Origin of the sequence: Vallitalea guaymasensis (assembly GCF_018141425.1) — a bacterium.
GTDB lineage: Bacteria > Bacillota > Clostridia > Lachnospirales > Vallitaleaceae > Vallitalea > Vallitalea guaymasensis.
The window spans coordinates 2,569,736-2,594,943 of sequence record NZ_CP058561.1; the positions used below are offsets into that span (position 1 = coordinate 2,569,736).

Consider the following 25,208-nt stretch of genomic DNA (forward strand, 5'->3'; position numbering starts at 1 on the left):
TCAAAAAGAGGGTGGTTATTTGGATGATTACATAAAAAATTTAATAGAAAAAGACCAAATAGCTTTTAGAAAACTCGTTGAAGAATATCAAAGCAAATTTCTGACTATGGCATATAAATTTACTGATGATTATAATGATGCTGAAGATTTGTGTCAGGAAATATTTATAAAAGTGTATAGAAATCTTTCAGGGTTCAAAAACCAAAGTAAATTATCCACATGGTTATATAAGATAGCTATAAATACTTGTCTTGATTGGAATAGAAGAAATAAACCTAAGATATTCAACATAACCAACATAATGGATAAATCAGTTAAAGAACTCAGTTCCAAGCATAATACAGAGCAGATTATTATATATAAAGAAAGACAGCAGATGGTGCACAATGCTGTTTACAGCTTAAAGGATAAATATAAGACCATTATTATATTATATCATTTCAATCAATTAAGTTATAAAGAGATCTCTTTTATATTAAATATACCAGTAAAGACTATAGAGACCAGATTATATAGAGGAAGAAAGCAGATAAAGGAACAACTAATGAAGGAAGGTTTTGGAGGTGAGATTATTGAATTGCAAAAAACATGAAGAATATAACGAACAAATAGATATTGATACCATTGATTTGCTTAATAATCATCCATCCATAAAAGGAAATAATTATCTGACAGATAGGATTATGGAAGCTGCTCTGCAACCAGAAACAGGTAGAAGCATAGTAAAACGCAAGAGCTATTCATTTGAAATGAAACTAGCCAGTAGTCTTATTTGTACAGGTGTTTTTGTATTAGTCACTAATCTGGTAGCATTGAATACTAATATATTCTTTGCTGATGGGTTTCAAAGGACAATAAGTAACATTAACGATATTTTAGCTGATGTAATAAATAAGTTTCAAATATTTTATTGAGGAGGAATAATATGAAATGTTTTTTTCATCCAAGTAGAGATGGACAGTACAAATGTGCAGTATGTGGAAAAATAACATGTGCAGAGTGTACTTGTTTTGATGGTAATAAATCATTGTGTAAGAACTGTTACGAATCAATGAAGGCTACAAATATTAACTATGGCTACAATAGATTCTGGGCTTTCGTATTCTCATTGATTCCAGGTGCAGGACGCATGTATTTAGGATTCATGGAACAAGGATTATTTATGATGGCAATATTCTTTGGTATTATTGCTGTATCAAGTATGATATTCTATTCATCATTATTACCTATAGTATTATTAGTTGTATGGTTCTATAGTTTTTTCGATACTTATCATTTGAAAAAGAAAATTGATAATAATGAAGTAATTATTGACAAACCAATATTTAATTTTAAGATTAAAAAAAGTTATACAGCTTATGGGATGATTGTTTTGGGATCAGTCATATTGATTAATGAGTTGATTGTTAAGCTATATATTCATAGACTCACATATGCCCAAAGAAGAGCCATCGGTAGTATTACCATGCCGTTAATATTGATTATCATAGGTTTGATACTTCTAAAGCAAGTAAAGAAATCAGTTGGGGTAAATGGTACAGATGATACCCGAACTGAGTATGAAGAAGAAATAAGATATAATGACAGGTATGATAATGTAGACAGTAGTATTGTGGAGAATGACATTACTGTAGAAAATGAAGGTATGGAGCCTGAAATAAAGAGAAGCATTGAAAAGAATGATTTTGAGATAGAAAATGAGATAGAAATAGAAAATTAATAGTATAATGAATAGAAAATGTCTCTGTTTAGTTGCACAGGTCTAAAATCCTGTATAGACTAAATAGAGACTTTTGTTATCTTATAAGAAGTTCTATTAATTAGACATATGGAATAGAAATGTTTTTACTATGTCTTTATAATTAAACTTCACATTAGTTTACATTATCAATATTAAATGATAAAATTTAATTAATACCAACTATATTAATCCAATTATTCTAGCATAATTATTAAGCCTGAGGATTAATCCAATAAAAAATGGAGGTTTTATTATGTTGAGAAGGTTTTTGAAAGTGTTAGGCATCATTGTAGTACTATTAGCTTTAGTTGTTGTAATATATTTCGTTTTCATGACTGTAACAGATTATAAACCAAAGGAAGTCATATCTCTTAATGTTGAAAATAACCTAGATAATATCTTACCAAAAGAAACTAAACTATCAGCATTAACATTTAATATTGGTTACTGCGGACTGGATGCAGGACAAGACTTTTTTATGGATGGTGGTACAGGTTCAAGGTCAAAAAGCAAAGAAAAGACCTTAGAAAATCTTAAGGGTATTACTGAATTCATTGAAGGTCAGACTGTAGATTTCATTCTACTTCAGGAAGTTGATATAAAAGCAACTAGAAGCTATAATATCAATGAATATGAACAGTTGAAAGAAAAATTAACTGATTATAGTTCAACATATTGTATAAATTATAAAGTTCCTTGGGTTCCAGTACCACTGGCAAAACCTCATGGCAGTGTAAAATCAGGTTTGGTTACATTGGGAAAATATAAGATAGATGAAACTAATCGTTATGGATATCCAGGAAAAGAGAAGTGGCCGAGACAATTAGCACTTCTGGACAGATGTTTCATAGAAAGCAGATTACCTGTTGAAGATGGCAAGGAACTGGTTCTACTCAATTCACACTTATCTGCATATGATAAAGGTGGAGTTATACGTAAACAACAGTTAGGTTTTTTGAAAGAGTACATAAGCCAGGAATATGAAAAAGGCAATTATGTGGTAGTTGCAGGTGATTGGAATCATGCTATACCAGGTACGGATTCTAATATATTTGAATCAAGCCAGGAATGGCCAGAATGGCTTAAGGAGATTCCAGAAGACTTCAAACCAGAAGGTTTTAAATGGGGAGCAGATAAGAATGTTCCAACTAATAGAACAGTAGATATACCTTATAAAAAAGGTGAGAACTATTTAAGTGTCATTGATGGTTTTCTTGTATCACCTAATGTGGATATAGTAGGTGTAAAAGGTCATCAACTTGAATTTGAATACACTGACCATAATCCAGTAACATTGGAATTCATATTGAAATAGAAGTGTATTGGTAGTTTTTAGGAGGAAAGATATACAATGAGTTACAAAAAGATAGATAAAAAAGCTGTAAAAGCTTGGATTATAGCAAGGACCATATTCTTAGTCATATTTGCAGCAATATATTTTATTGGAATCTACGGATTTCTAATGCCGATTATTAATAATACTATGGAAAGACTAATTATACATATACTTACCGTAATAATTAACGGTTACTTACTTTTATATGCTTTTTTATTTCCTTTAATTGAATATAAGGAATGGAAATATAGCATTACTGAGGATAAAATCGAATTGGTTCATGGTATTTTTGTAAGAAAGAAAATAATAATTCCCATATCTAGATTGCAATTTTTAGATGTTAATCAAGGGCCCATTCATAGAAGGTATGGTTTATCAACAATCAGACTTAATACAGCAGGAGGGTTACATGAGATTCCTGCATTGACTAACGATGAAGCAGAAGAGATATCCAAGAACTTAGCAAGTGTCGTAGAAGCAGGTGAAAGTATTGAATGATGTAGAGAGAAACCATCCCCTACATGTGTTGAAACAGATTTTTAGTGGGATAATCAGCCAAATTGTTATAATCATATTGATATTCACTTACGTAAATAAAAGACTTGGATTCATGATTTCCATACTGATAATTGTTGGATTAATAATCCTATTTGTCCTATTCTATGTATTAGCATGGTACAAAACAACATATTACATTAGTGAGAATTCCATATTTTATCAAAAGGGAATAATGAATATTAATAAGAGAGAAGTGCCCATAGAGAAAATAACGACTATTGATATTTCTCAGGGGCTGTTTGAACGTATATTCAGTTTATCAAAAATTAAAATCGATACAGAAAATGTCAAGGCAGATAAAAGTGAAATAACACTGACTCTGACTAGAGAAAAAGCTTTGGAGGTTAAACAAAGATTACTACACGATAATGAAGAAACTGAAATTTTGAATGACAGTAACTCCAATGAACGCAAGTATAAACTAGGTTTCAAAGATTTGATTCTCTATTCACTTGCATCCAATTCTGTTTTTCAAGGTTTAGTAATCATCTTAGCATTATATAACTACTTGGATGATTTTGAGGACATGACTAATTTTGATAGTCTAGAATACATTAATAAGTTTCAATTCAGCGTTTATATAATAGTAGGTTTGATTTTAGGAGTGTTCATAATCAGTTTGATCATATCCTTCATCAAGAACTGTATAAAATACTCTTACTATAGTGTTCATGTGGAAAATGATAAATTACACATAAGCCATGGTTTAATAAGTAAAAAAAATTATACGTTCGATAAGAAGAAGGTTAAGGGTATTCACATAAAACAAAAATTCATAATGCAGTTGTTTCATGTAAGCACCATAGAGATCGAGAGTATCGGATATGGTGACGAAAAAGGGGAAAGAGCAGTATTGTTTCCATTTTGTAATGATGTTCTAAGAGTTAAGATAATCAATGACTTAATGCCTGAGTTTAATTATCGTGGTGAAATAAACAACCCACCAAAAAAAGCCTATATACGTTTTTTTCTCAAGAAACTATTATTAACATTAATAGTTGTATGTATAGTAACCTATAAAGTACAATATGGTTTTATAAGTCTACTATTACTTGGATTAGCTATATTACTAGGTCATATGCAGTTAGGGAATACTGGCATAGGCATGTCTGACCAGTTAGCATATATGTCCTATGGTGGATTCAGGAAAAAACAATCTATAGTTAAAACAAGCTCCATACAGTCAATAAAAATGTCACATACATATTTTCAAAAAAGGAAAAGTGTATGTAATTATACTATTAACATATGGGGTAAGATACTAGGGAAAAACATAACGGTTCAAAATGTTAGTAACCATTTGTTTAAAACCTACATAGACAAGCTTTAGGTTAGTATGCTTATCCAACAGATCTCTTCAAGTTATTGATGGTTCTTCTTATGCCGAAGGCAATAAAGTCAGCCATACCCATAACAGTGTTGAGACGAGTGTTCTGTAATATAAGCATATCCATGAAACCAGAAAAATTTACGATTCCAGTTATATACATATCACCAACAGGAGGTAAGGTTTTATTAACACCTGCACCAGGGTTAATAGAGCCTTTTCCTATACTTACATATCCGATATGATCCATTTTACCAAGGCAGGCATCTATAGCGATTATAAAAGGATTTTTAAAATTGGATTTGATATTATTTACGGTCTCTTCAATATTCTTGGCATGGACAGGATTACTTAATGTTCCCAAAACCGTTACATTGTTAAGGAACATCTTCTTTAGCTTATATCCCACTATGGGTCCAAGACAATCCCCTGTTGCTCTATCAGTTCCTATGCATAAAATAACGATACTGGTATTGATATCTGTGTTCTTTTCTATAAGATTAAATAACGTATTAGAAAAATTACTAATAGCAGATATATCTTTCACATTATAATAATGAATTTCTTCGGAATTTCTTTTTAATCTCACTTTTATCAGCCTACTTTCTTAGAATTTTTAATGGATTTTAGTCATAAACATATAGCTAGATAAACTATTGAATTGAATATTAATGTTAGATATATATATTTTTAGCAAAAAAATAGTTAATTAAACCAAAGGAATAGATATTGTAAATAATTTACAATAAATACCAATTATCTTCATATAAATGCATCAACATCTATACCAAATCACTTTTTCCAATAAAAGGAAATTTAGTATCGAATAAAAAACTATTTCACAGACAAGCTTTGATAAAATTTTTTATTTATATGTGCTATTATCTTCATATACTTAATGTATTTATGGGGTGTGGGAATTATGAATGAAAATTATAAGAATAATAAATTATATCTAGAGGGTCTTGAATCACTTCCCAAAAATGTTCGTCAAATTGGTGATGCCAGAGAAGGTAATAGAATCTACATGGAAGATTATGTATATTCATACCTGCATCAATTTGCAGCAGAAGAAACATCATCTGAACAGATAGCCTTTTTAATAGGGAAATATTATACTTATAAAGGTGATGTAATAGTCATAATAGATGGTGCAATTCAAGGTGATTATGCTGAGAAAGTTAATGGAGATCTATGTATAACAGAAAGAACATGGTACCATGTCTATGAAAAAATAAGGAAGTATTTTGAGGATTACAGTGTAGTTGGTTGGATGTATACTCAGCCAGGCTATGGTATATTATTAACCTCTTTTTTGAAAGAACACCATAATAAGAATTTTATTGATGATAAACAAGTTTTATATATTGTTGACCCTCTGGAAAAAGAGGATTCATTTTTTGCATATGAAAATGGTGAGTTAGTAGAGAAAAAAGGTTATTATATATACTATGACAAGAATCCATCAATGCATAATTATATGTTAGAGAATAAAACTAAAAAGGAAGAAAAGAATGAGCAAGATATAGATGAGGATAATGATATCATTAAAACATTCCGAAAGAAAGAACAACAAAGGAAAGATGATATATATCAAAAGAAATTCATCAATATGTTATCTATATTGTGTGGTGGTTTAGTGCTTATCTGCCTTGTTATGGGAATTGGATTATTGAATAACATTGAAAAACTTAATGATCTCCAGGCAGCTATGAAAACCATGACAGAAAAATATAATAACATAAAAAAAGAAGTCATAGACTTGGAAAATGAAAACAGCATCATGGTTAATAATGAATTAGGTGCCCAAATACCTGATGTCAATGGCAATAATGATGGACAAACATCCAAAAGTGGATTAGAAAGTGAAGAAAAACATACGGAAACAATAACACCACCAAAGACGCAAACTATTAATCCAGAGGACATACCAACAAGTTATACAGTGCGAATTGGGGATAGTCTTAATACTATAAGTGAGAAATTCTATAATACATTGGATATGGTACCAAACATTCAGAAGTTGAATGATATTTCAAACAAACATAAAATTTATGTTGGACAAGAAATCAAGCTACCAAAACCATAATGTGGGAGAATAATATTTTATAAGATGATAATAGCTGTCAGATAATATAATCTTCGGGATGGCTACAAGTATTTAAAAAGATAGAATAGGTTTAGATATTTCACTGAACCTATTCTATCTTTTTTATATTGATGTTAAGAAATGAATGGTATTGATTAATAAGAGGTTATCTCTATAGAACCAGATTTAACTGCTATTTTTTCGTACTTCTGTGGATGTAGAAGTTCAGCTTTTACATGAATATTTCCAGGTTGGGTAGTTGATTGAATCAGGATACCTGTTTGCCCTAATTCAGGACGTTTAATATTGTCTCCAATAATTTTCCCTGGACCTTCTATAGAGAAAAGAATATCATGATTATCAAGTGTCAAAGGAGTAATGCTATTCTTGTCATCATGGACTATACACCTTACAAATAATAAGTCTGATCCATCAGCTTGGAGATTAAGTCCCATATAATCACCTTCTAAATGTAACTTGACAGGAACTCCAGGAGAATAACGCTTGTCTGAAGCTACAACCTTACCATCAATAATACCTTCAGCTCTGATTTCAGAACGTTCCCTGCCAAAATAAAAGTTATTCTTGAAGGTAAATGGAGGATGCTTTATCTTAATCTTATCAGGCTCCCTCTCTTCAATAAATCTATCATTATGATATAGCCTTATCTTATCACAATTACTGAATATGGTTATATCATCAGGACTTACCTCAGACCAGCTGTTAGCGATATATACCATAGGACCAGAATCTACAAGATTCAAATAGTCATCAGGTTCTCTCTGGCTCTTGAAGAAATAAAAACTGTATTTAGGTATTCTCTGTAAATCTAAGAATCCACCCCAGCAAGGGTTAATATGATAACCTCTATTATGTTCAATACCAGGCCACATGGCAAATCCACATAATTTGGCATCGTTATATAAATAGGTGTAATTAGTCATCCAAGGGTTCTTATTCCATATCATACGTCTAACCTGTTTAAGCATTATATCTTCACCCCAACCTCTAGGTACCCTCCAAGCACAGCTTTGGTCTACAAAATTATCTGGATAATCTCCATATTCTCTGATCCATCTTGGTTTGTCAACTTGCTTTTCTATGATTTTATAGGCTTCAGGGTCAAAATTCTCTGATTTTGGACCTAACATATAAGGGTCGAATTTACGGTATGAAATATCACCTAATCCTTGGTCAGAACCAGTATAACAAGGACCGTAAGGCAATTCTTCATGAACAATCTCATTAACTCGTAGCTGATAATCCTCTGGCATAACGCTTTCATTTAGAATAGGTTCCCAAATAATGATTGAAGGATGGTTACGTAGCCATCTAACGATATCTTTTAGATTTTGGTAACTTCTTTCTTTGAATATCCCTTCTTCGTAGAATTGCCATCCAGGATTGCTTATGGTCAATGTTATACCCAATCTATCACATTCATCAATAAAGTCTTCTGAAAAAGGGTAATGAGAACGAATATGAATCATTCCTGCCTCCCTAAGCTTTCTTGCATCTCGCTTAAGGAGATTAGATGACATTGCATTGCCTACGTGAATAAAAGTCTGATGATAATTTGCTCCTGATATTTTTAGATGCTCATTGTTAATAAGAAAACCTCTATCATTAGTAAATTCAAAATCCCTAATCCCCAAAGGAGTCTCTATAAGGTCACTTAATTCACCATCTATCATGATTTCTGTCCTTAATTTATACATGTAAGGTGAGTGAGGGTGCCAGAGATTTGGTTTAACCACTACCTGAGATTGTACATAATGAGCATCTTCTGAAGAATTTAACTCATAGGCATTATAGGTTTCACTGACACAATGGTCTTCTTTGTCTAATAACTTTTGGGATAGAGTAAAAGTCTTAGATTCATTATATTCATTTCGGATGTGGGTTTGAATACGTAATTGGGCTTTATCTTTTGATACAGAATCAAAGGATACGAATAAACCACCACCAGCAACTTTATTTTCTAATACTGCATTTGTAATATATAAGGGGTTAACCCTATGTAATCTCACTTGTCTATATATGCCGCCATCATATGAAAAATCCAAGTCTTGCTGTTTCTTTCCAGGAGGAACATCACTTCTGTCAGAATTATCCAATATCACTGAAATTATGTTCTCAGCGTTGTAATTTACAAGGGAAGAAATATCATAGACAGCAGGGGTATAACCGCAGTAGTGAGTTGCCAGTTTTTCATTGTTCACCCATACTTCCAGAACCTGCATAGCACCTTCAAACTCTAGGAATACTTTTTTGCCTTTCATCTTTTTTTCTAGATTAAAATGTTTTCTATAACGGCATATACCTTGATAATTACGTCCACCACTACTATTTATGGGTGTTATATCAATACTATGGGGTAAGTTGACCATATCCCAGCTACTATCATCATAATCATTTAAATGAGAAGAACTGTCGTCTCCTTTAATGAAACGCCACTTACTGTTTAATGAAATAATTTCTCGCATATTAACGCCACCTTTACAATTGTTGTCTTCAATCTTTTTTTCTCTATATGTATTAACGAATAAGGATTGAAGCTACTTTTATTATAAGTAAAGAATCATTAATATTTGAATACATAAAATCACTTTTAGTTATACAATATCACTCTATATGATATAATAAAAAAGATTAGGTTACAGATGAATTATTACAGAATTCGAGAGGTTGATTTGATGAGAAAAATCAATATTGATAGTAATGAAATTAATCCATTCATAAGAAGAGCAGGACTTCAAGGTTCAACAGGGTGGCCTTATACTCGTAAATTATATGACTATGAAATGTTATACTTCATAAAAGGAAAAGGAAAAATAGAAATTGCTTCAGAGAAAAGTATGTTATCATCAGGTTCTGTATTGCTCATTCCCCCTAATACTCCAAGCAAATTATTTATTACTGATAAGAACAGTAACATTATATGGGTACATTTTGACTTTTTTTACGTTTCAGAAGAGGAAGAGATAGATTACTATGACATGTATCTCAAGCAACAGCATTTGATACGACCAAAAGTGTTTTTGAATAATGGCTTTACTTTTCCTTACCATATTGTAATAAATGATTCTGAAAAGATGAGTAGTAATTTTCAGGAATTACTTAACTGTTACCAACAACATTCCCTCTTTTGGCAACTTAGATGTAAAAGTATATTGTTAGAAATTATATATAGTATCATAAATCAAGTATATACAGAGGAATCTTACCCTGATGTACTATCAAAAGAACGTATAGTATATGATATCAGACAATATATATATCAATATTATCAACATAAATTAACTTTAGGTGAGATAGCTAATTATGCTGGAATAAGCAACAACTACGCAAATAGGATTTTCAAAGAAATGACAGGTGAGACCATTATACAGCATCTTAATAATTATCGGTTAAAAAAAGCTGTCAGAATAATTGAGAACAGTAACTTGACTATTGAACACATAGCTGAGAGTGTAGGATTCGCTAATACATATTATTTTAGTAGAATGATGAAAAAATACACTGGTAAATCACCTAGGCAATACAGAACAAAATAACAAGGGGCTGTCTCACAATACATTTCACCTAATTAGCCCAGTAAGATGGATTCTGTTTAGCGTTAAGCGAAGCCATGGACCAATGTCATTAAGTTAAGAAAATAGAGTTTCTGTATATTAATAATGCAGAGCTCTTTTTTTATACGATTTTATATTAATCTTTTAAAAAATGCTTGACATTTACCCGAAAATTTGTGGCGAAGCCTCTTAAATGAATTATTTAAAGGAGGTTTAGCTATGAATAATACTTATGCTAATACAATTAAAAATCATCTATATGACAGTATCTCTGAACTTGATACTATTTCATCTTTATTTCTTCAAAATCCTGAGAAAGATTTTACTCGTATTAGAAAACTTGATTTTAGGACAATGGTAGAAATTCTTCTAACTATGGGTGGTCAAAATTTGAAGCTTGAAATTATGAATTATTTTTCCTTTGGTATTAATACACCTACTGCTTCTGCATTTGTACAACAACGCCATAAGATTTTACCTGATGCTTTCAATTATCTTTTCCATGATTTTACTAAAAAGGCTATGAACTTTTCTAGAACTTTTAATGGATATAGACTTCTTGCCGTTGATGGTTCTAACTTAAGTATTTTCTATAATCCTGATGACACTGAAACTCATTTTCCAAATCGGGCTAATGCGAAAGGTTTTAATCACTTACAGATTAATGCTCTTTATGATATTTGTAATAAAATTTTTGTTGACGTTGAGATTTATCCTGGACGAAGACAAAATGAAAGAAAGGCATTGCTACAGATGATTGATCGTATGGAAGACATATCTGACAATACTATTATCATCGCTGACAGAGGATATGAGGGTTATCATGTTTTTGAGTATATAAAACAGAAGAACTTGAACTGTCTATTTAGAGTAAAAGATATAACTGGCAATGGAATAACATCCAGCCTGAAGCTTCCACATGAAGATTGCTTTGATGTTGATTATCGTATATTAGTCACAAGAAGACATACTAAAGAAATCAGGACCAATCCAGACAAATATAAGTGTATTAGAAAAGGAAATCGATTCGATTTTCTACCAGTAAATTCAAAAGATACATATCCTATAGAGTTTAGAATTGTAAGATTTCCTATTTCAGAAGATACCTATGAGATATTAATTACTAATCTAAATAGGAATGACTTTCCAATTGAAAAATTAAAAGAGATATATCATATGAGATGGGGAATAGAGACTGCTTTTAGAGAGTTGAAATACACTATCGGTCTTATTAATCTTCACTCCAAAAAAGTGGAATTTATAGTACAAGAAATATATGCTAGACTTATAATGTATAATTTTTGTGAACTAATTACATTAAACACTGTTATAAAGAAGACCAAAGGTACTACTAAACATATGTATCAAGTGAATTATACTATTGCGATAGCAATTTGTAGACATTTCATTAAATATAAGGGGCATGAGCCCCCCGATATTGAAGCACTAATTGCAAAAAATATTTTGCCAGTTAGACCTGGTAGAAAAGACCCTCGAAAAGTCAAAAAGCAGGCTACTGTAGTTAGCTTCTTATATAGAATAGCATAAGGAAACAAAATACTCAAATGTATTTTCTAAAGCAGAGATATCTCTGTTTATTAATAATGCCAAAAATAAAATCTTAACAAGAGGTAAAAGTAAAACTCATCTATTGGCAACCATGAAAGCATCAATAGATGAATTTTTATATCTGTCAAAGGCTTAACTTAATGACATTGAGCCATGGACGGCGTAGCGCAGACCCTTTAAACAGAATCCATCTTACGGAAGCTGAATACTAATAAAATGTATTGTGAGACAGCCCCTATTTCCAGTGTGATTATTTGATTATACTTTCCATCTGGTCCAATAATCCTTCAAACACTTTTAGAGCCTTTTCAATAGGTTCAGCAGTAGTCATATCAACACCTGCTTTTTTAAGAGTATCAATAGGATATTCGGAACTACCGCTCTTAAGGAAGCTCTTGTATTTCGTTACTGCTTCTTCGCCTTCTTTTAATATTTTTTGAGAAAGTGCAATAGCAGCTGAATAACCAGTTGAATATTGGAATACATAATAATTATAGTAGAAATGAGGAATCCTAGCCCATTCCATATCAACTTCACTATCTATTATCATATCTTCGCCAAAATATTTTACATTAATATCATGATACATGGAACTAAGAGTATCTGCTGTTAAAGCTTCTCCTTGTTCAACTAATTCATGAGTTGTTTTTTCGAATTCTGCAAACATTGCTTGACGATATAGTGTTCCTTTGAACTGTTCCATGAAATAATTAATTAAATACAATCTTTGATTTTTATCTTCCGTAGTTTTTAGTAGATATTCCATCAACAAAGCTTCATTAACTGTTGAAGCAACTTCTGCTAAGAAGGTTGGATATTCTGCATATATAAAAGGTTGAGTTTTTGATGAATAATAAGTATGAAGAGAATGTCCCATTTCATGAGCAAGAGTAAACATATGATTTACATTATCTTGATGATTAAGCAAAACATATGGGTGAACACCATAAGTACCCCATGAATAAGCTCCACTGCGCTTACCTTCATTCTCATATACGTCTATCCATTTTTCATTGAAACCTTTTCTTAGAAGATTACAATACTCTTCTCCAAGTGGAGCAAGTGCTTCTAGAACCTTTTCTTTTGCTTCTTCAAAAGTAACTTTTACATCAATGTCTTTAACTATTGGTGTATAAACATCATACATATGAAGTTCATCCAGATTGAGCATTCTCTTACGAATAGATACATAACGATGCATTAATGGTAGATATTTATGAACTGTTTCAATTAATTGGTCATATACAGCAACTGGAATATTATTTTCAAATAGACTAGCTTCACAAGTTGAATTAAACTTCTTGGCTTGCATATAGAATATATCTTTTTTAATATTTGCATTATAAGTAGCTGCTAATGTATTTTTATATTTACTATAAGTACCATACAAAGCCTCAAAAGCATCTTTTCTAACACGTCTGTCTTTGCTTTCCATAAAAGTGACATAACGACCTTTTGTAAGTTCCACATCGTTGCCATCTTCACCTTTGATTGTAGGGAACTTGAGATCTGCATTATTGAACATTGCAAAGATATTTTCTGGTGTTCCAGCCAATTCTTGAGCTCTAGCCAATAATAACTCTTCTTCCATACTTAAGATATGTTCTTTTTTACGTAATAAATCATCAAAATAAGTTTTGTAGAGCTTTAATCCATCAGCTGATTCCATGTAATTTTTCAAAAGGTCATCTGACATAGAAGAAATCTCTGGTTCAATAAAAGAAATACTACTATTAACTTTTACCATTAACGAATTAGCTTTTTCTGCTGTATTTTGTGCTTCAGAGTTATTTGCATCCTCATGTAATTTCATATTGGAATATACATATAATCTTGAAAGTTTTTCTTCCAATTGGTCTCTCTTTTTAAGACAATCAAGTAAGGTATCTGCTGATTCTTTTAATTTACCTGAATAAGATGTGATTTCCTCTGTCATAGACATAATTTCCTTGTACATGTTTTCCCATTCTTCTTTGGATGAAATCATATCTTCTAATCTCCATTTGAATTCATCACTAATCTCATTTCTCTTAGGCAATTTTGCCATTTTACTCATATTATAACAACTCCTTTCAATGGTAGTATAATATATATACATTAAAGTTTCTATATTTTTTATTATTATTTTTTGTTAATAGATATTTAAAATTATAAAAAATAGTTAAAACTTGATTTAATTATATTTAATTAGCAATAATACTAATAAAAGGATAATCTACATCATTACAGCAATTGAAAATTTTAGCATATTATATGGTGGTTTTTTATATACTATAAAAGTTGAAAAAAAATACGATTATATAACAGATATATAAAGATTATATTAACCAGCTTAATAAAACTTTAATGATTTTCTCAAATTAGTTGTGGTATAATCATAGATGTATATTTTGAATATTTCATATTGTCTGTTAAAAGGAAGGATCATTATGATGAAAAATAAATTGAGCGTTCTCTATGTTTCAGCTGAGATTGCACCTTTTGGTACAACGGGTGGTTTAGGAGATGTTGGAGAATGTCTACCAGAAGTTTTAGCTGATAATGGACTCGAAATGATAAGAGTGATGCCAAAATATAAAGGGTTAGAAGAAAAGTATGAATTAAATGAAGTTGGCAGTTTTATTGTAGAAACCTCAGGTAAAGCAAATCAAGCTAAGATTTATAAATATGAAGAAAAAAAGCTTACTACTTATTTTATAGGAAGTCAGGAATATTTTGAAAGAGATAATTTGTATGGGTATGATGATGACGATATAAGATTCGGCTTTTTTTCGAAAGCAGTTCTAGAAATGTTGATGGTGCTTAATATCAAACCAGATGTAATTCATGTTAATGACTGGCATGGTGGCTTAATACCGTTTCTTCTAAAAAATGAGTATAGCCATATAAGCTTCTATAGTAGTATTAAGACTGTTTATACTATACACAATCTACAGTATCAAGGAGTGTTTGGAAGTGGTTCTCTGGAAAGAATCGGATTGTCTCATAAATATTATGATAGCAATAAATTAGAGTACTATGGTAATATTTCTTTTATGAAAGGTGGTATCATCTACTCTGATATAGTCACTACAGTTAGTGACAATTATGCTAAGGAAATACAAACTCCCCAATATGGCTATGGTTTAGATGGAATCCTAAGACAATATAAAAGCAAAATATATGGTATCATTAATGGTATAGATTATGATAAGTTCAATTGTGAGACAGATGAATATGTTTATAGAAATTATAATATAGATAATGTTTCAATGGTAAAGCATGAAAATAAACATTTTTTACAAAATAAAATTGGCCTACCAGTGAAAAAAGTACCTTTGATAGGTATGGTATCAAGACTTAGTGAACAGAAAGGCATAAATCTGTGCTTACAAGCAATAGAGGAATTAATCGATGAAGATTTACAATTTGTTATATTAGGTACAGGAGAAAAAAAATACGAACAAGCATTAATGGATTTATCAAATAAATATCCTGATAAACTAGGGGTAATAATAGATTTCAATCAAAAAATGGCAAGACGTATATATTCAGGGTGCGATTTTTTCTTGATGCCATCTCTATTTGAACCTTGTGGATTGTCACAGATATACAGTATGAGATTTGGTACTGTTCCTATAGTTAGGAAAACAGGTGGTCTAGCTGATACTGTTATACCTTTTGGATCAAACAAGGGTACAGGTTTCGTATTTGACAGATATGATGTAGATGAATTCATTGAAGCTATTAATGAAGGTTTAGAAACATATAGTGATGAAGATAAATGGAAATGTATTGTTGCTAATTGTATGAATCAAAGATTTTCCTGGGATAACTCAGCTAAAAAGTATATAGAAAAATATAATCAATTAATTAAAATAAAAGATTAGATTAACCTATTATAATTATAGTAATATGGTATTAACTACACTTTGTGAACATAAATATATAATGTACATTATGTTCAGGAGTTGATTGATTGAAATTAGATTTTAAAAATTCTATAAAGATAGCATCAGTATATATAGGAACTGTTTTAGGAGCAGGATTTGCTTCTGGGCAAGAATTAATGAAATTTTTTGCTTATTATGGTTATAAAGGTATGATAGGATTATTACTTACAGGGGTAATGTTTGCTGTAGTAGGCTGGGCTGTACTGGAAATCCTGTTTTTCAACAAAGCTACAAGTTATAAAGAGTTCATCTATCCCATTGCTGGAAAAACATTTGGGAAGATACTGGAGCTTTCAGTTATATTTTTTATGTTTGTATGTTTTTGCGCAATGTTTGCAGGCTCAGGAGCATTATTCCAGCAGAGATTTCATATACCATATCAAGTAGGGGTTCTTGCTATGGCAGTTTGTTGCTATATCACTTTTCTGTTTGATGTAAAAGGAGTTATAGCTGTTAACTCAATATTAGCCCCTATTTTGCTTATTGGTGTTTTGATTGTGGGATTATACATGTGGTTCTTCAGAAGCACCACAGTGATGAATAAGGTTGTAGAAGTATTTTTAGTTGTTAGAGATAATTGGTTAAGTTCAGCAATCATTTATGTATCCTATAATATAATAACCGCTGTTGTAGTGCTCACAACTCTACATAAATTAGTTAAGAGTAAATTCACAGCAAGATTAGGTTCATTGATGGCGGGAATAGCATTAGGAATGATTGGTATTATATTAGGTCTTGTTATACTAGTGCATTATTCTGATATACAAGGAATAGAAATTCCTATGCTGGCTATTGTAATGAGATATGCCAAGGTGTTACAATATATTTATATTGTAGTTTTGATTTCTGCCATGTTTACGACTGCTGTTGCTAATGGATATGGTATATTATCCAAGTTGAAATTGACAAATACCAAACATGGGAAGATAAAATTAGCTGTATTCATCTTATTAGCTGTTATATTTTCTCAGATAGGTTTTTCTAATATGGTAGGAAAAATATATCCTATTTTTGGATACATAGGTGTATTTGAAGTTATACTTATATTGGTTTACTTTGTAAAGATGAAATATGAACAACTTAAGGTTAAAATTAAAAATAGCATGTTTCCTTTTGGAAAAACTCTTACTAAAAATATTAAAAGCAGGTGAAATTTTTGAAGGAACAAAGGATAAAAATTTTTTTAATAATGCTGTTGGTTATAGTATCTATAACTGCATATGTTCTAGTTATTAGGCCTAAAGGTTTTGGGTTCGTTAGTGGGAAAGTCAAATTAGAGGTATTAAATAACCTTGAATATAATCCTACTGATAAAGTACATATAAGTAAGTTAGGAAAAAACATAGTAAGATCTTCAAAAGATGGTGTTACTATGATGGATACTAATGGGACAACCATATGGGATAAGACTTTCAATATGATGAATCCAAAAGTTATCAAAGAGAATAATTATTTAGCAGTAGCAGATATATCTGCTAGGGATCTGTATCTGTTTGATGAAAACGGTTTTGTTAGAGATTATAATGTTGGTTCTCCGATTCTAATGTTTGATATTAATGAGAATGGAATAGTTGCAATCATTGGACAGAAAAACAAAGGACATGTTATAGAGCTTTTTGATGCAGATGGAACTAAGTTAATACATAGAGAGACATTTACTGAAAATGATGGGTATCCTTTAGCTTTTGATATTTCTGAAGATGGTTCTAAAATGGTTACCAGTTATCTTTACGTTAAAGGGAATTCTCTAGTATCCAATTTAACATTCTTCAATTTTAGTGATAATGGCAGTGATTATGCTGAAAGAGTAACAGGAGGCTTTAGCATTGATGAAACTGTGGTTCCTGAAATCAGATTTTTGGATAATGAGCATGTTGCTGCTGTAGGAGATAACGGGATTCTCTTTTATAAGGTAAATGTAATACCTGAAGAAATACAAAAAATAGAAGTACCTAATGAAATAAACAAGGTCAACTATACAGAGGATAAACTACTTGTTCTCTATGGAAGACCTATTAAAAACGAAGATAATTATAAGGATAACAGTCTAGTTACATACAATAAAGAAGGAAAATCATTAAACGTAACAGAATTTGATAATGAAATAACTAGATTAATAGGAAATGAAAACAAGTATTATGTTGAAAGCGAATTATTTATTAGAGAATATTATAATGGTAAAATAAATTGGGAGTCTACTGTAAAAGGTGATGTCAAAGATATTATGCCCCTTGGTAATAATACTTTCTTGATTGTTTTACAAAATGAGTATGAGGTAGTAAAATTAACAAAATAAGGAGGATATAAGATGACTTGGTTAGATATAGTGGTAGTAGGAATTATTGCAATCTGTGCAATTATAGCCTATCAGAGAGGACTAATTAAGACTCTTTTCAGTTTTGTTTCATTGATTATATCAGTTGTGCTTACTATGTATATATATCCACATGTAAGTGAGTTCTTGATTAAGAATACAGGGGTATATGGCTCTATAAAGAATTCCATAATTGGCTTATTGAATTTAAATAGTGCTACTGAAAACGTTAATTCAACAGGAGAACAAATCAATTTTATTAATCAGTTAAATTTGCCTGAACAATTTAAACATATATTGGTGACTAATAATAATAGTGAGGTATATAATCTACTTAATGTAAATAGTATAGGTGATTACATAGGTGGTTTGATTGCTACTTTAATAATAAATATTATTTCATTTCTAGGAGTATTTATTGTAGTTACTATTCTTGTTAAGATAATAATTAATCTACTTGATTTAGTTAGTAAATTACCAGTTCTTAATCAAATAAATAAAATAGGAGGATTAGTTCTAGGTGCTATCAAAGGAGTTATAATAGTATGGATTTTATTCTTGGTTATTTCTCTAATGAGTACTAATCCAAATCTGAACAATGTTTTTGATACATTAAAAGTGTCTGAAGTTGCTAGATATTTATATGATAATAATTTATTGATGAATTTTGTTACTAATATTAAAAAGAGTATTGTATAGATATCCAATTTCAATTAATAGCTGTAAATAAATTAAAAGTAATTCAATTATAGAATGTTTTTTATGGTAGGGTAAAAAGTCTAGATCCTAAAGTAGGATTTAGGCTTTATTTAGTTTTTACTTTAAGTACTTCATAAATAAATTTTAAATAAAAATAAATTTTTTTTCTATAGAAACAGCATAATTTGAATTAATATAGGAAAAAATATATTTTAGTTTTATACATTTATCAGATGGTGTAAAGCCAGTATATAACAGGGTTTACACCATATATAATTTATAAATATTAATTACTGATTAAAAAATATTTGAAAAACGCTTGACTTTGATTATGTGGGGTGATATAATTCTCTTCGCTGACAAATAAGGCAGCAAACACAGGAACAACACAGAACCTTGAAAACTGAACAGTGAAACAACCAAAAACTTAGTAATAAGTTTTACCCAAGAAAATTCCTTAGTAAATTAATGGATAAAGACGATAGTCTATAAAATATAAGCCAGAGCAATCTGGTCAAGATGAAACTTTAACATGAGAGTTTGATCCTGGCTCAGGATGAACGCTGGCGGCGTGCTTAACACATGCAAGTCGAGCGAGAAGCTATCTATTGAACCTTCGGGTGATTTAGATAGTGGAAAGCGGCGGACGGGTGAGTAACGCGTGGGTAACCTGCCCTATGCAGGGGGATAACACATTGAAAAGTGTGCTAATACCGCATAAGACCACAGAGTCGCATGACTCGGTGGTAAAAACTCCGGTAGCATAGGATGGACCCGCGTCTGATTAGCTAGTAGGTAAGGTAACGGCTTACCTAGGCGACGATCAGTAGCCGACCTGAGAGGGTGATCGGCCACATTGGGACTGAGACACGGCCCAAACTCCTACGGGAGGCAGCAGTGGGGAATATTGCACAATGGGGGAAACCCTGATGCAGCGACGCCGCGTGAAGGAAGAAGGTTTTCGGATCGTAAACTTCTATCAGCAGGGAAGATAGTGACAGTACCTGACTAAGAAGCCCCGGCTAACTACGTGCCAGCAGCCGCGGTAATACGTAGGGGGCAAGCGTTATCCGGATTTACTGGGTGTAAAGGGTGCGTAGGCGGCGAAGTAAGTCAGATGTGAAAGCCCGAGGCTCAACCTCGGGACTGCATTTGAAACTGCTTTGCTAGAGTGCAGGAGAGGAAAGCGGAATTCCTAGTGTAGCGGTGAAATGCGTAGATATTAGGAGGAACACCAGTGGCGAAGGCGGCTTTCTGGACTGTAACTGACGCTGAGGCACGAAAGCGTGGGGAGCGAACAGGATTAGATACCCTGGTAGTCCACGCCGTAAACGATGAATGCTAGGTGTCGGGGGTCGAACCTCGGTGCCGCAGCAAACGCATTAAGCATTCCACCTGGGGAGTACGATCGCAAGATTGAAACTCAAAGGAATTGACGGGGGCCCGCACAAGCGGTGGAGCATGTGGTTTAATTCGAAGCAACGCGAAGAACCTTACCAAATCTTGACATCCTTCTGACCGTTCCTTAATCGGAACTTTCCTTCGGGACAGAAGAGACAGGTGGTGCATGGTTGTCGTCAGCTCGTGTCGTGAGATGTTGGGTTAAGTCCCGCAACGAGCGCAACCCTTATCTTTAGTAGCCAGCAAGTTAAGTTGGGGACTCTAGAGAGACTGCCGGGGACAACTCGGAGGAAGGTGGGGATGACGTCAAATCATCATGCCCCTTATGATTTGGGCTACACACGTGCTACAATGGCGGTGACAAAGGGAAGCAAAATGGTGACATGGAGCAAATCCCAAAAAAGCCGTCCCAGTTCGGATTGTAGTCTGCAACTCGACTACATGAAGTTGGAATCGCTAGTAATCGCGAATCAGAATGTCGCGGTGAATACGTTCCCGGGCCTTGTACACACCGCCCGTCACACCATGGGAGTTGGAAGCGCCCGAAGCCAGTGACTCAACTGCAAAGAGAGAGCTGTCGAAGGTGAAGCCGATGACTAGGGTGAAGTCGTAACAAGGTAGCCGTATCGGAAGGTGCGGCTGGATCACCTCCTTTCTAAGGAAAATAAGAGAAGCCGAGGCTAATCTTATAAAAGCACTAAGGACTTATGGAATAAAACTAATTAATTAAGTGGAGATTAATTTTTTAACTAAGTTCATCTAAAATTTGATATTCTCTAAGAATCACAGAGAAAATCAAATCAAGATTTACTAAAGTTAAAATATTAATTGATTGTTTCACTGTTGAGTATTCAAGGAACAACAAAAGAATACAGAAAATTTCTGGTGGCGATGCGTTTTTGGGAAACACCCGTTCTCATACCGAACACGATGGTTAAGCCATTAACGGCCGATGGTACTTGGTTGGAGACGACCTGGGAGAGTAGGTGGCTGCCAGATTACCAGTTTTACTTTAACTTCATATGACACTATCAAAATTCTTTAAGATGATTAAAGAATTTAGTTATCAGTTATAGGAAATGTAAGTAAAAAAAAATAAAAAAGTGCTTGACACAACGCTGGTGACTATGATAATATATCCTAGCGCTTAACACAAGCCAAACAAAGAAACAAAAAAAGATTTATAATGAAAGAGATCGTTTTACATACGTAAAGCCGACTCTTAAATGAACATTGAAAACTACACATTGTAAGTTATTAATCTGATCTGTTATTGATGATAAGTCATTGATAAGAAGAGAAGAAGAAATAACTAGACATCAAATAATCAATATCCTTGAAATAAATAGTAACCATATGTCGCATATGGAAAACTGTGAAAACAAGAAAAACCAAAGCAACAACAAGCTACGAGAATCAAAAGATTCTATAAAATAACTTGTAAATCTTAGCTCTTAGATGACTAAACATAGGTCAAGCTAATAAGAGCATAGGGTGGATGCCTTGGCACTAGGAGCCGATGAAGGACGTGATAAGCTGCGAAAAGCTTCGGGGAGGCGCAAATAGCCATCGAGCCGGAGATATCCGAATGGGGAAACCTGGCTAGGAAATACCTAGTTACTGCATAGTGAATACATAGCTATGCAGGGGGAACTCGGGGAACTGAAACATCTAAGTACCCGAAGGAGTAGAAAGAAACATCGATTCTCTGAGTAGCGGCGAGCGAAAGGGGAAGAGCCCAAACCTAATAACCTAGTTATTAGGGGTTGTGGACTGCATAAGGTATCTTGAGAATTAACCGAATGGTTTTGGGAAAGCCAACCAAAGACGGTGAAAGTCCGGTAGGTGAAAATTCAAAAGAGCTGGCAGGATCCAGAGTAGCACGGGACACGAGAAACCCTGTGTGAAGCTGGGGGGACCACCCCCCAAGGCTAAATACTACCTAGTGACCGATAGCGAATAGTACTGTGAAGGAACGGTGAAAAGAACCCCGGGAGGGGAGTGAAAGAGAACCTGAAACCCTATGTTTACAAGCAGTCGAAGATCTATATATGATCGACGGCGTACTTTTTGTAGAACGGTCCGGCGAGTTACGTATACTGGCAAGGTTAAGGACTAAAGGTCTGGAGCCGAAGGGAAGCCAAGTCTTAACAGGGCGTTAAGTCAGTGTATGTAGACCCGAAACCGGGTGACCTACCCATGGCCAGGATGAAGTTACCGTAAAAGGTAATGGAGGTCCGAACCCACACGTGTTGAAAAACGTGGGGATGAGCTGTGGGTAGCGGAGAAATTCCAATCGAACCCGGAGATAGCTGGTTCTCCTCGAAATAGCTTTAGGGCTAGCCTTGATGGAGTCTAATGGAGGTAGAGCACTGAATTGTCTAGGGGGCTGCGAAGCTTACCAAAACATATCAAACTCCGAATGCCATATAGATGCTCATCAGGAGTCAGACTGCGCGAGATAAGTTGGGTAGTCAAAAGGGAAAGAGCCCAGACCACCAGCTAAGGTCCCAAAGTACATGTTAAGTGGGAAAGGATGTGAGATTTCGAAGACAACTAGGATGTTGGCTTAGAAGCAGCCATACATTCAAAGAGTGCGTAATAGCTCACTAGTCGAGAGATCTTGCGCCGAAAATGTCCGGGGCTAAAACATGACACCGAAGCTGTGGATTGATAGTAATATCAGTGGTAGAGGAGCATTCTTAAAAGGGAAGAAGCTGTACCGTAAGGAGCAGTGGACTATTAAGAAGAGAGAATGCCGGAATGAGTAGCGAGAGAGAAGTGAGAATCTTCTCGGCCGAATATCTAAGGTTTCCAGAGTAAAGCTGATCTTCTCTGGGTAAGTCGGGACCTAAGGCGAGGGCGAAAGCCGTAGTCGATGGACAACAGGTTGAAATTCCTGTACCGCATGCAAACAGAACTGTGGGGACACAGGAGGATAAGAGAATCGGGGAATGGAAAAACCCGTTTAAGTACAAAGGATAGGATGGAAGGAAAATCCGCCGTCCGTTTCTGAAGTACGAACAGGACCGAAATAAAAGTAGGGAAGTCTCTGAATCCATACTGTCAAGAAAAGCCGCTATTGTTTTGTATGTGCCCGTACCGTAAACCGACACAGGTAGATGAGGAGAGAATCCTAAGGCCGACGGGAGAAGCGTTGTTAAGGAACTCGGCAAAATGACTCCGTAACTTAGGGATAAGGAGTGCCTCTTTATAGAGGCCGCAGAGAATAGGCCCAAGCGACTGTTTAGCAAAAACACAGGTCTCTGCAAAACCGAAAGGTGAAGTATAGGGGCTGACGCCTGCCCGGTGCTGGAAGGTTAAGAGGAGGGGTTAGCGCAAGCGAAGCTCTGAATTTAAGCCCCAGTAAACGGCGGCCGTAACTATAACGGTCCTAAGGTAGCGAAATTCCTTGTCGGGTAAGTTCCGACCCGCACGAAAGGCGTAACGATTTGGGCACTGTCTCGACAACGCGCCCGGTGAAATTGTAGTACCAGTGAAGATGCTGGTTACCCGCGACAGGACGGAAAGACCCCGTGGAGCTTTACTCCAGCTTGATACTGGGATTCGGTATTACATGTACAGGATAGGAGGGAGACTTTGAAGCAAGGACGCCAGTCTTTGTGGAGTCGATGTTGGGATACCTCCCTTGTAGTACTGGATTTCTAACCTGGCACCATAAACTGGTGTAGGGACAATGTCAGGTGGGGAGTTTGACTGGGGCGGTCGCCTCCGAAAAGGTATCGGAGGCGCTCAAAGGTCATCTCAGAATGGTTGGAAACCATTCGAAGAGTGCAAAGGCAGAAGATGGCTTGACTGTGACACCGACGGGTGGAGCAGGTACGAAAGTAGGACTTAGTGATCCGGTGGTATGAAAGTGGGATTGCCATCGCTCAACGGATAAAAGCTACCCCGGGGATAACAGGCTTATCACTCCCAAGAGTTCACATCGACGGAGTGGTTTGGCACCTCGATGTCGGCTCATCGCATCCTGGGGCTGAAGTAGGTCCCAAGGGTTGGGCTGTTCGCCCATTAAAGCGGTACGCGAGCTGGGTTCAGAACGTCGTGAGACAGTTCGGTCCCTATCCGTCGTGGGCGCAGGATATTTGAGAGGAGCTGTCCTTAGTACGAGAGGACCGGGATGGACGAACCGCTGGTGTATCTGTTGTATTACCAAGTGCATAGCAGAGTAGCCAAGTTTGGAAGGGATAAACGCTGAAGGCATCTAAGCGTGAAGCCCCCCTCAAGATAAGATATCCCATACCGAAAGGTAGTAAGACCCCTTGAAGACTACAAGGTTGATAGGTCGGAGGTGTAAGCATGGTAACATGTTCAGCTGACCGATACTAATAGGTCGAGGGCTTGACCTAAGTACATCAAAGAGATTTGAATGTATGATAGTTAAGCTAAGAGTTAAGATATATAAGTTATGTAGCTTTGCAGAGGTTGATATGATGATTTGTTGTTAAACAATGTGTTGTTTTGAATGTTTATATAATAATTAAAAGTTAGGAATATCCTAACTATTTTTTACCAATAATTATAATAACATCTGGCGGAGTAGCTCAGATGGCTAGAGCATACGGTTCATACCCGTAGTGTCAACGGTTCGACTCCGTTCTCCGCTATTCAAGCTAATTTATTAATTAGTTTGCAAAAAAAGAAAA

The 25,208-nt window shown here is 34.1% G+C and carries 17 protein-coding genes, 1 tRNA gene and 3 rRNA genes; 18 read left to right on the plus strand and 3 right to left on the minus strand.

Annotation, left to right across the window (positions count from 1 at the left end; translation table 11 throughout):
- The first annotated feature begins 19 nt into the window (after positions 1–19).
- The 6 genes from HYG85_RS11325 (at position 20) to HYG85_RS11350 (ending at position 4,965) form a co-directional block, all read left to right on the plus strand.
- Positions 20–592, plus strand: a complete 573-nt coding sequence (locus tag HYG85_RS11325; protein WP_212693530.1) for an RNA polymerase sigma factor — start codon at positions 20–22, stop codon at positions 590–592.
- On the plus strand, positions 573–914 hold the full coding sequence (locus HYG85_RS11330; protein ID WP_212693531.1) for a hypothetical protein: 342 nt from the start codon (positions 573–575) through the stop codon (positions 912–914). The genes HYG85_RS11325 and HYG85_RS11330 overlap by 20 nt, the downstream gene beginning before the upstream one ends.
- Positions 915–925: 11 nt before the next feature.
- A complete protein-coding gene (locus HYG85_RS11335) occupies positions 926–1,720 on the plus strand; it encodes a hypothetical protein (protein ID WP_212693532.1) in 795 nt (264 codons plus the stop codon).
- A 274-nt stretch (positions 1,721–1,994) separates the two neighbouring features.
- On the plus strand, positions 1,995–3,056 hold the full coding sequence (locus HYG85_RS11340) for an endonuclease/exonuclease/phosphatase family protein (protein ID WP_244971313.1): 1,062 nt from the start codon (positions 1,995–1,997) through the stop codon (positions 3,054–3,056).
- Positions 3,057–3,092: 36 nt separating this feature from the next.
- Positions 3,093–3,575, plus strand: a complete 483-nt coding sequence (locus HYG85_RS11345) for a PH domain-containing protein (protein WP_113673072.1) — start codon at positions 3,093–3,095, stop codon at positions 3,573–3,575.
- Positions 3,568–4,965, plus strand: a complete 1,398-nt coding sequence (locus HYG85_RS11350) for a PH domain-containing protein (protein WP_212693533.1) — start codon at positions 3,568–3,570, stop codon at positions 4,963–4,965. Before HYG85_RS11345 ends, HYG85_RS11350 begins: the two co-directional genes overlap by 8 nt.
- Before the next feature lie 10 nt (positions 4,966–4,975).
- Here the strand turns inward: HYG85_RS11350 and yyaC are convergent, their stop codons facing one another.
- Entirely contained in the window at positions 4,976–5,551 is a 576-nt protein-coding gene (yyaC, locus tag HYG85_RS11355; RefSeq protein ID WP_242986424.1) for a spore protease YyaC, read from the minus strand.
- Positions 5,552–5,884: 333 nt separating this feature from the next.
- Here yyaC and HYG85_RS11360 point away from each other — a divergent pair, with 333 nt between their 5' ends.
- Positions 5,885–7,051, plus strand: coding sequence for a LysM peptidoglycan-binding domain-containing protein (locus tag HYG85_RS11360; RefSeq protein ID WP_212693534.1), 1,167 nt, complete (start codon positions 5,885–5,887; stop codon positions 7,049–7,051).
- A 155-nt stretch (positions 7,052–7,206) separates the two neighbouring features.
- On the opposite strand, the gene HYG85_RS11365 is transcribed toward HYG85_RS11360, so the two are convergent.
- Positions 7,207–9,537, minus strand: a complete 2,331-nt coding sequence (locus HYG85_RS11365) for a sugar-binding domain-containing protein (RefSeq protein WP_212693535.1) — start codon at positions 9,535–9,537, stop codon at positions 7,207–7,209.
- A gap of 210 nt (positions 9,538–9,747) precedes the next feature.
- Between HYG85_RS11365 and HYG85_RS11370 the strand changes: the two genes are divergently transcribed.
- Both HYG85_RS11370 and HYG85_RS11375 read left to right on the plus strand, forming a co-directional pair.
- Positions 9,748–10,608: an AraC family transcriptional regulator gene (locus tag HYG85_RS11370; protein WP_212693536.1), complete on the plus strand. Its 861-nt coding sequence runs from the start codon at positions 9,748–9,750 to the stop codon at positions 10,606–10,608.
- A gap of 237 nt (positions 10,609–10,845) precedes the next feature.
- Positions 10,846–12,174 carry an IS4 family transposase gene (locus HYG85_RS11375; protein ID WP_212691219.1) on the plus strand — a complete coding sequence of 443 codons (1,329 nt, stop codon included), beginning with the start codon at positions 10,846–10,848 and terminating at the stop codon, positions 12,172–12,174.
- 271 nt (positions 12,175–12,445) lie between these two features.
- On the opposite strand, the gene pepF is transcribed toward HYG85_RS11375, so the two are convergent.
- Positions 12,446–14,251 carry an oligoendopeptidase F gene (gene pepF / locus HYG85_RS11380; protein WP_212693537.1) on the minus strand — a complete coding sequence of 602 codons (1,806 nt, stop codon included), beginning with the start codon at positions 14,249–14,251 and terminating at the stop codon, positions 12,446–12,448.
- Between the two features lie 373 nt (positions 14,252–14,624).
- Between pepF and HYG85_RS11385 the strand changes: the two genes are divergently transcribed.
- The 9 genes from HYG85_RS11385 (at position 14,625) to HYG85_RS11425 (ending at position 25,169) form a co-directional block, all read left to right on the plus strand.
- Entirely contained in the window at positions 14,625–16,064 is a 1,440-nt protein-coding gene (locus tag HYG85_RS11385; RefSeq protein WP_212693538.1) for a glycogen synthase, read from the plus strand.
- A gap of 89 nt (positions 16,065–16,153) precedes the next feature.
- The gene (locus tag HYG85_RS11390; protein WP_113673079.1) at positions 16,154–17,278 is read left to right on the plus strand and encodes a YkvI family membrane protein; all 1,125 of its coding nucleotides are present in this window, start codon (positions 16,154–16,156) and stop codon (positions 17,276–17,278) included.
- 5 nt (positions 17,279–17,283) lie between these two features.
- Positions 17,284–18,423 (plus strand): DUF5711 family protein, encoded by a 1,140-nt coding sequence (locus tag HYG85_RS11395; RefSeq protein WP_113673080.1) that lies wholly within the window; start codon positions 17,284–17,286, stop codon positions 18,421–18,423.
- 12 nt (positions 18,424–18,435) lie between these two features.
- Entirely contained in the window at positions 18,436–19,140 is a 705-nt protein-coding gene (locus HYG85_RS11400) for a CvpA family protein (RefSeq protein ID WP_113673081.1), read from the plus strand.
- Between the two features lie 528 nt (positions 19,141–19,668).
- Positions 19,669–21,196, plus strand: a 16S ribosomal RNA gene (locus tag HYG85_RS11405).
- A gap of 226 nt (positions 21,197–21,422) precedes the next feature.
- Positions 21,423–21,540 (plus strand): 5S ribosomal RNA (gene rrf, locus HYG85_RS11410).
- Between the two features lie 288 nt (positions 21,541–21,828).
- Positions 21,829–21,978 carry a hypothetical protein gene (locus tag HYG85_RS11415; protein ID WP_193774508.1) on the plus strand — a complete coding sequence of 50 codons (150 nt, stop codon included), beginning with the start codon at positions 21,829–21,831 and terminating at the stop codon, positions 21,976–21,978.
- 34 nt (positions 21,979–22,012) lie between these two features.
- A 23S ribosomal RNA gene (locus tag HYG85_RS11420) occupies positions 22,013–24,911 on the plus strand.
- Together the 16S, 23S and 5S rRNA genes with 1 tRNA gene alongside form the textbook arrangement of a ribosomal RNA operon.
- Before the next feature lie 184 nt (positions 24,912–25,095).
- Positions 25,096–25,169, plus strand: a tRNA-Met gene (locus tag HYG85_RS11425).
- The last annotated feature ends 39 nt before the right edge of the window (positions 25,170–25,208 follow it).

Coding starts and splice junctions, on each gene's coding strand:
- HYG85_RS11335 (WP_212693532.1), top strand. CDS start 926: ATGAAATGTTTTTTTCATCCAAGTAGAGATGGACAGTACAAATGTGCA.
- HYG85_RS11340 (WP_244971313.1), top strand. CDS start 1,995: ATGTTGAGAAGGTTTTTGAAAGTGTTAGGCATCATTGTAGTACTATTA.
- HYG85_RS11345 (WP_113673072.1), top strand. CDS start 3,093: ATGAGTTACAAAAAGATAGATAAAAAAGCTGTAAAAGCTTGGATTATA.
- HYG85_RS11360 (WP_212693534.1), top strand. CDS start 5,885: ATGAATGAAAATTATAAGAATAATAAATTATATCTAGAGGGTCTTGAA.
- HYG85_RS11365 (WP_212693535.1), bottom strand. CDS start 9,537: ATGCGAGAAATTATTTCATTAAACAGTAAGTGGCGTTTCATTAAAGGA.
- HYG85_RS11370 (WP_212693536.1), top strand. CDS start 9,748: ATGAGAAAAATCAATATTGATAGTAATGAAATTAATCCATTCATAAGA.
- HYG85_RS11375 (WP_212691219.1), top strand. CDS start 10,846: ATGAATAATACTTATGCTAATACAATTAAAAATCATCTATATGACAGT.
- pepF (WP_212693537.1), bottom strand. CDS start 14,251: ATGAGTAAAATGGCAAAATTGCCTAAGAGAAATGAGATTAGTGATGAA.
- HYG85_RS11385 (WP_212693538.1), top strand. CDS start 14,625: ATGATGAAAAATAAATTGAGCGTTCTCTATGTTTCAGCTGAGATTGCA.
- HYG85_RS11400 (WP_113673081.1), top strand. CDS start 18,436: ATGACTTGGTTAGATATAGTGGTAGTAGGAATTATTGCAATCTGTGCA.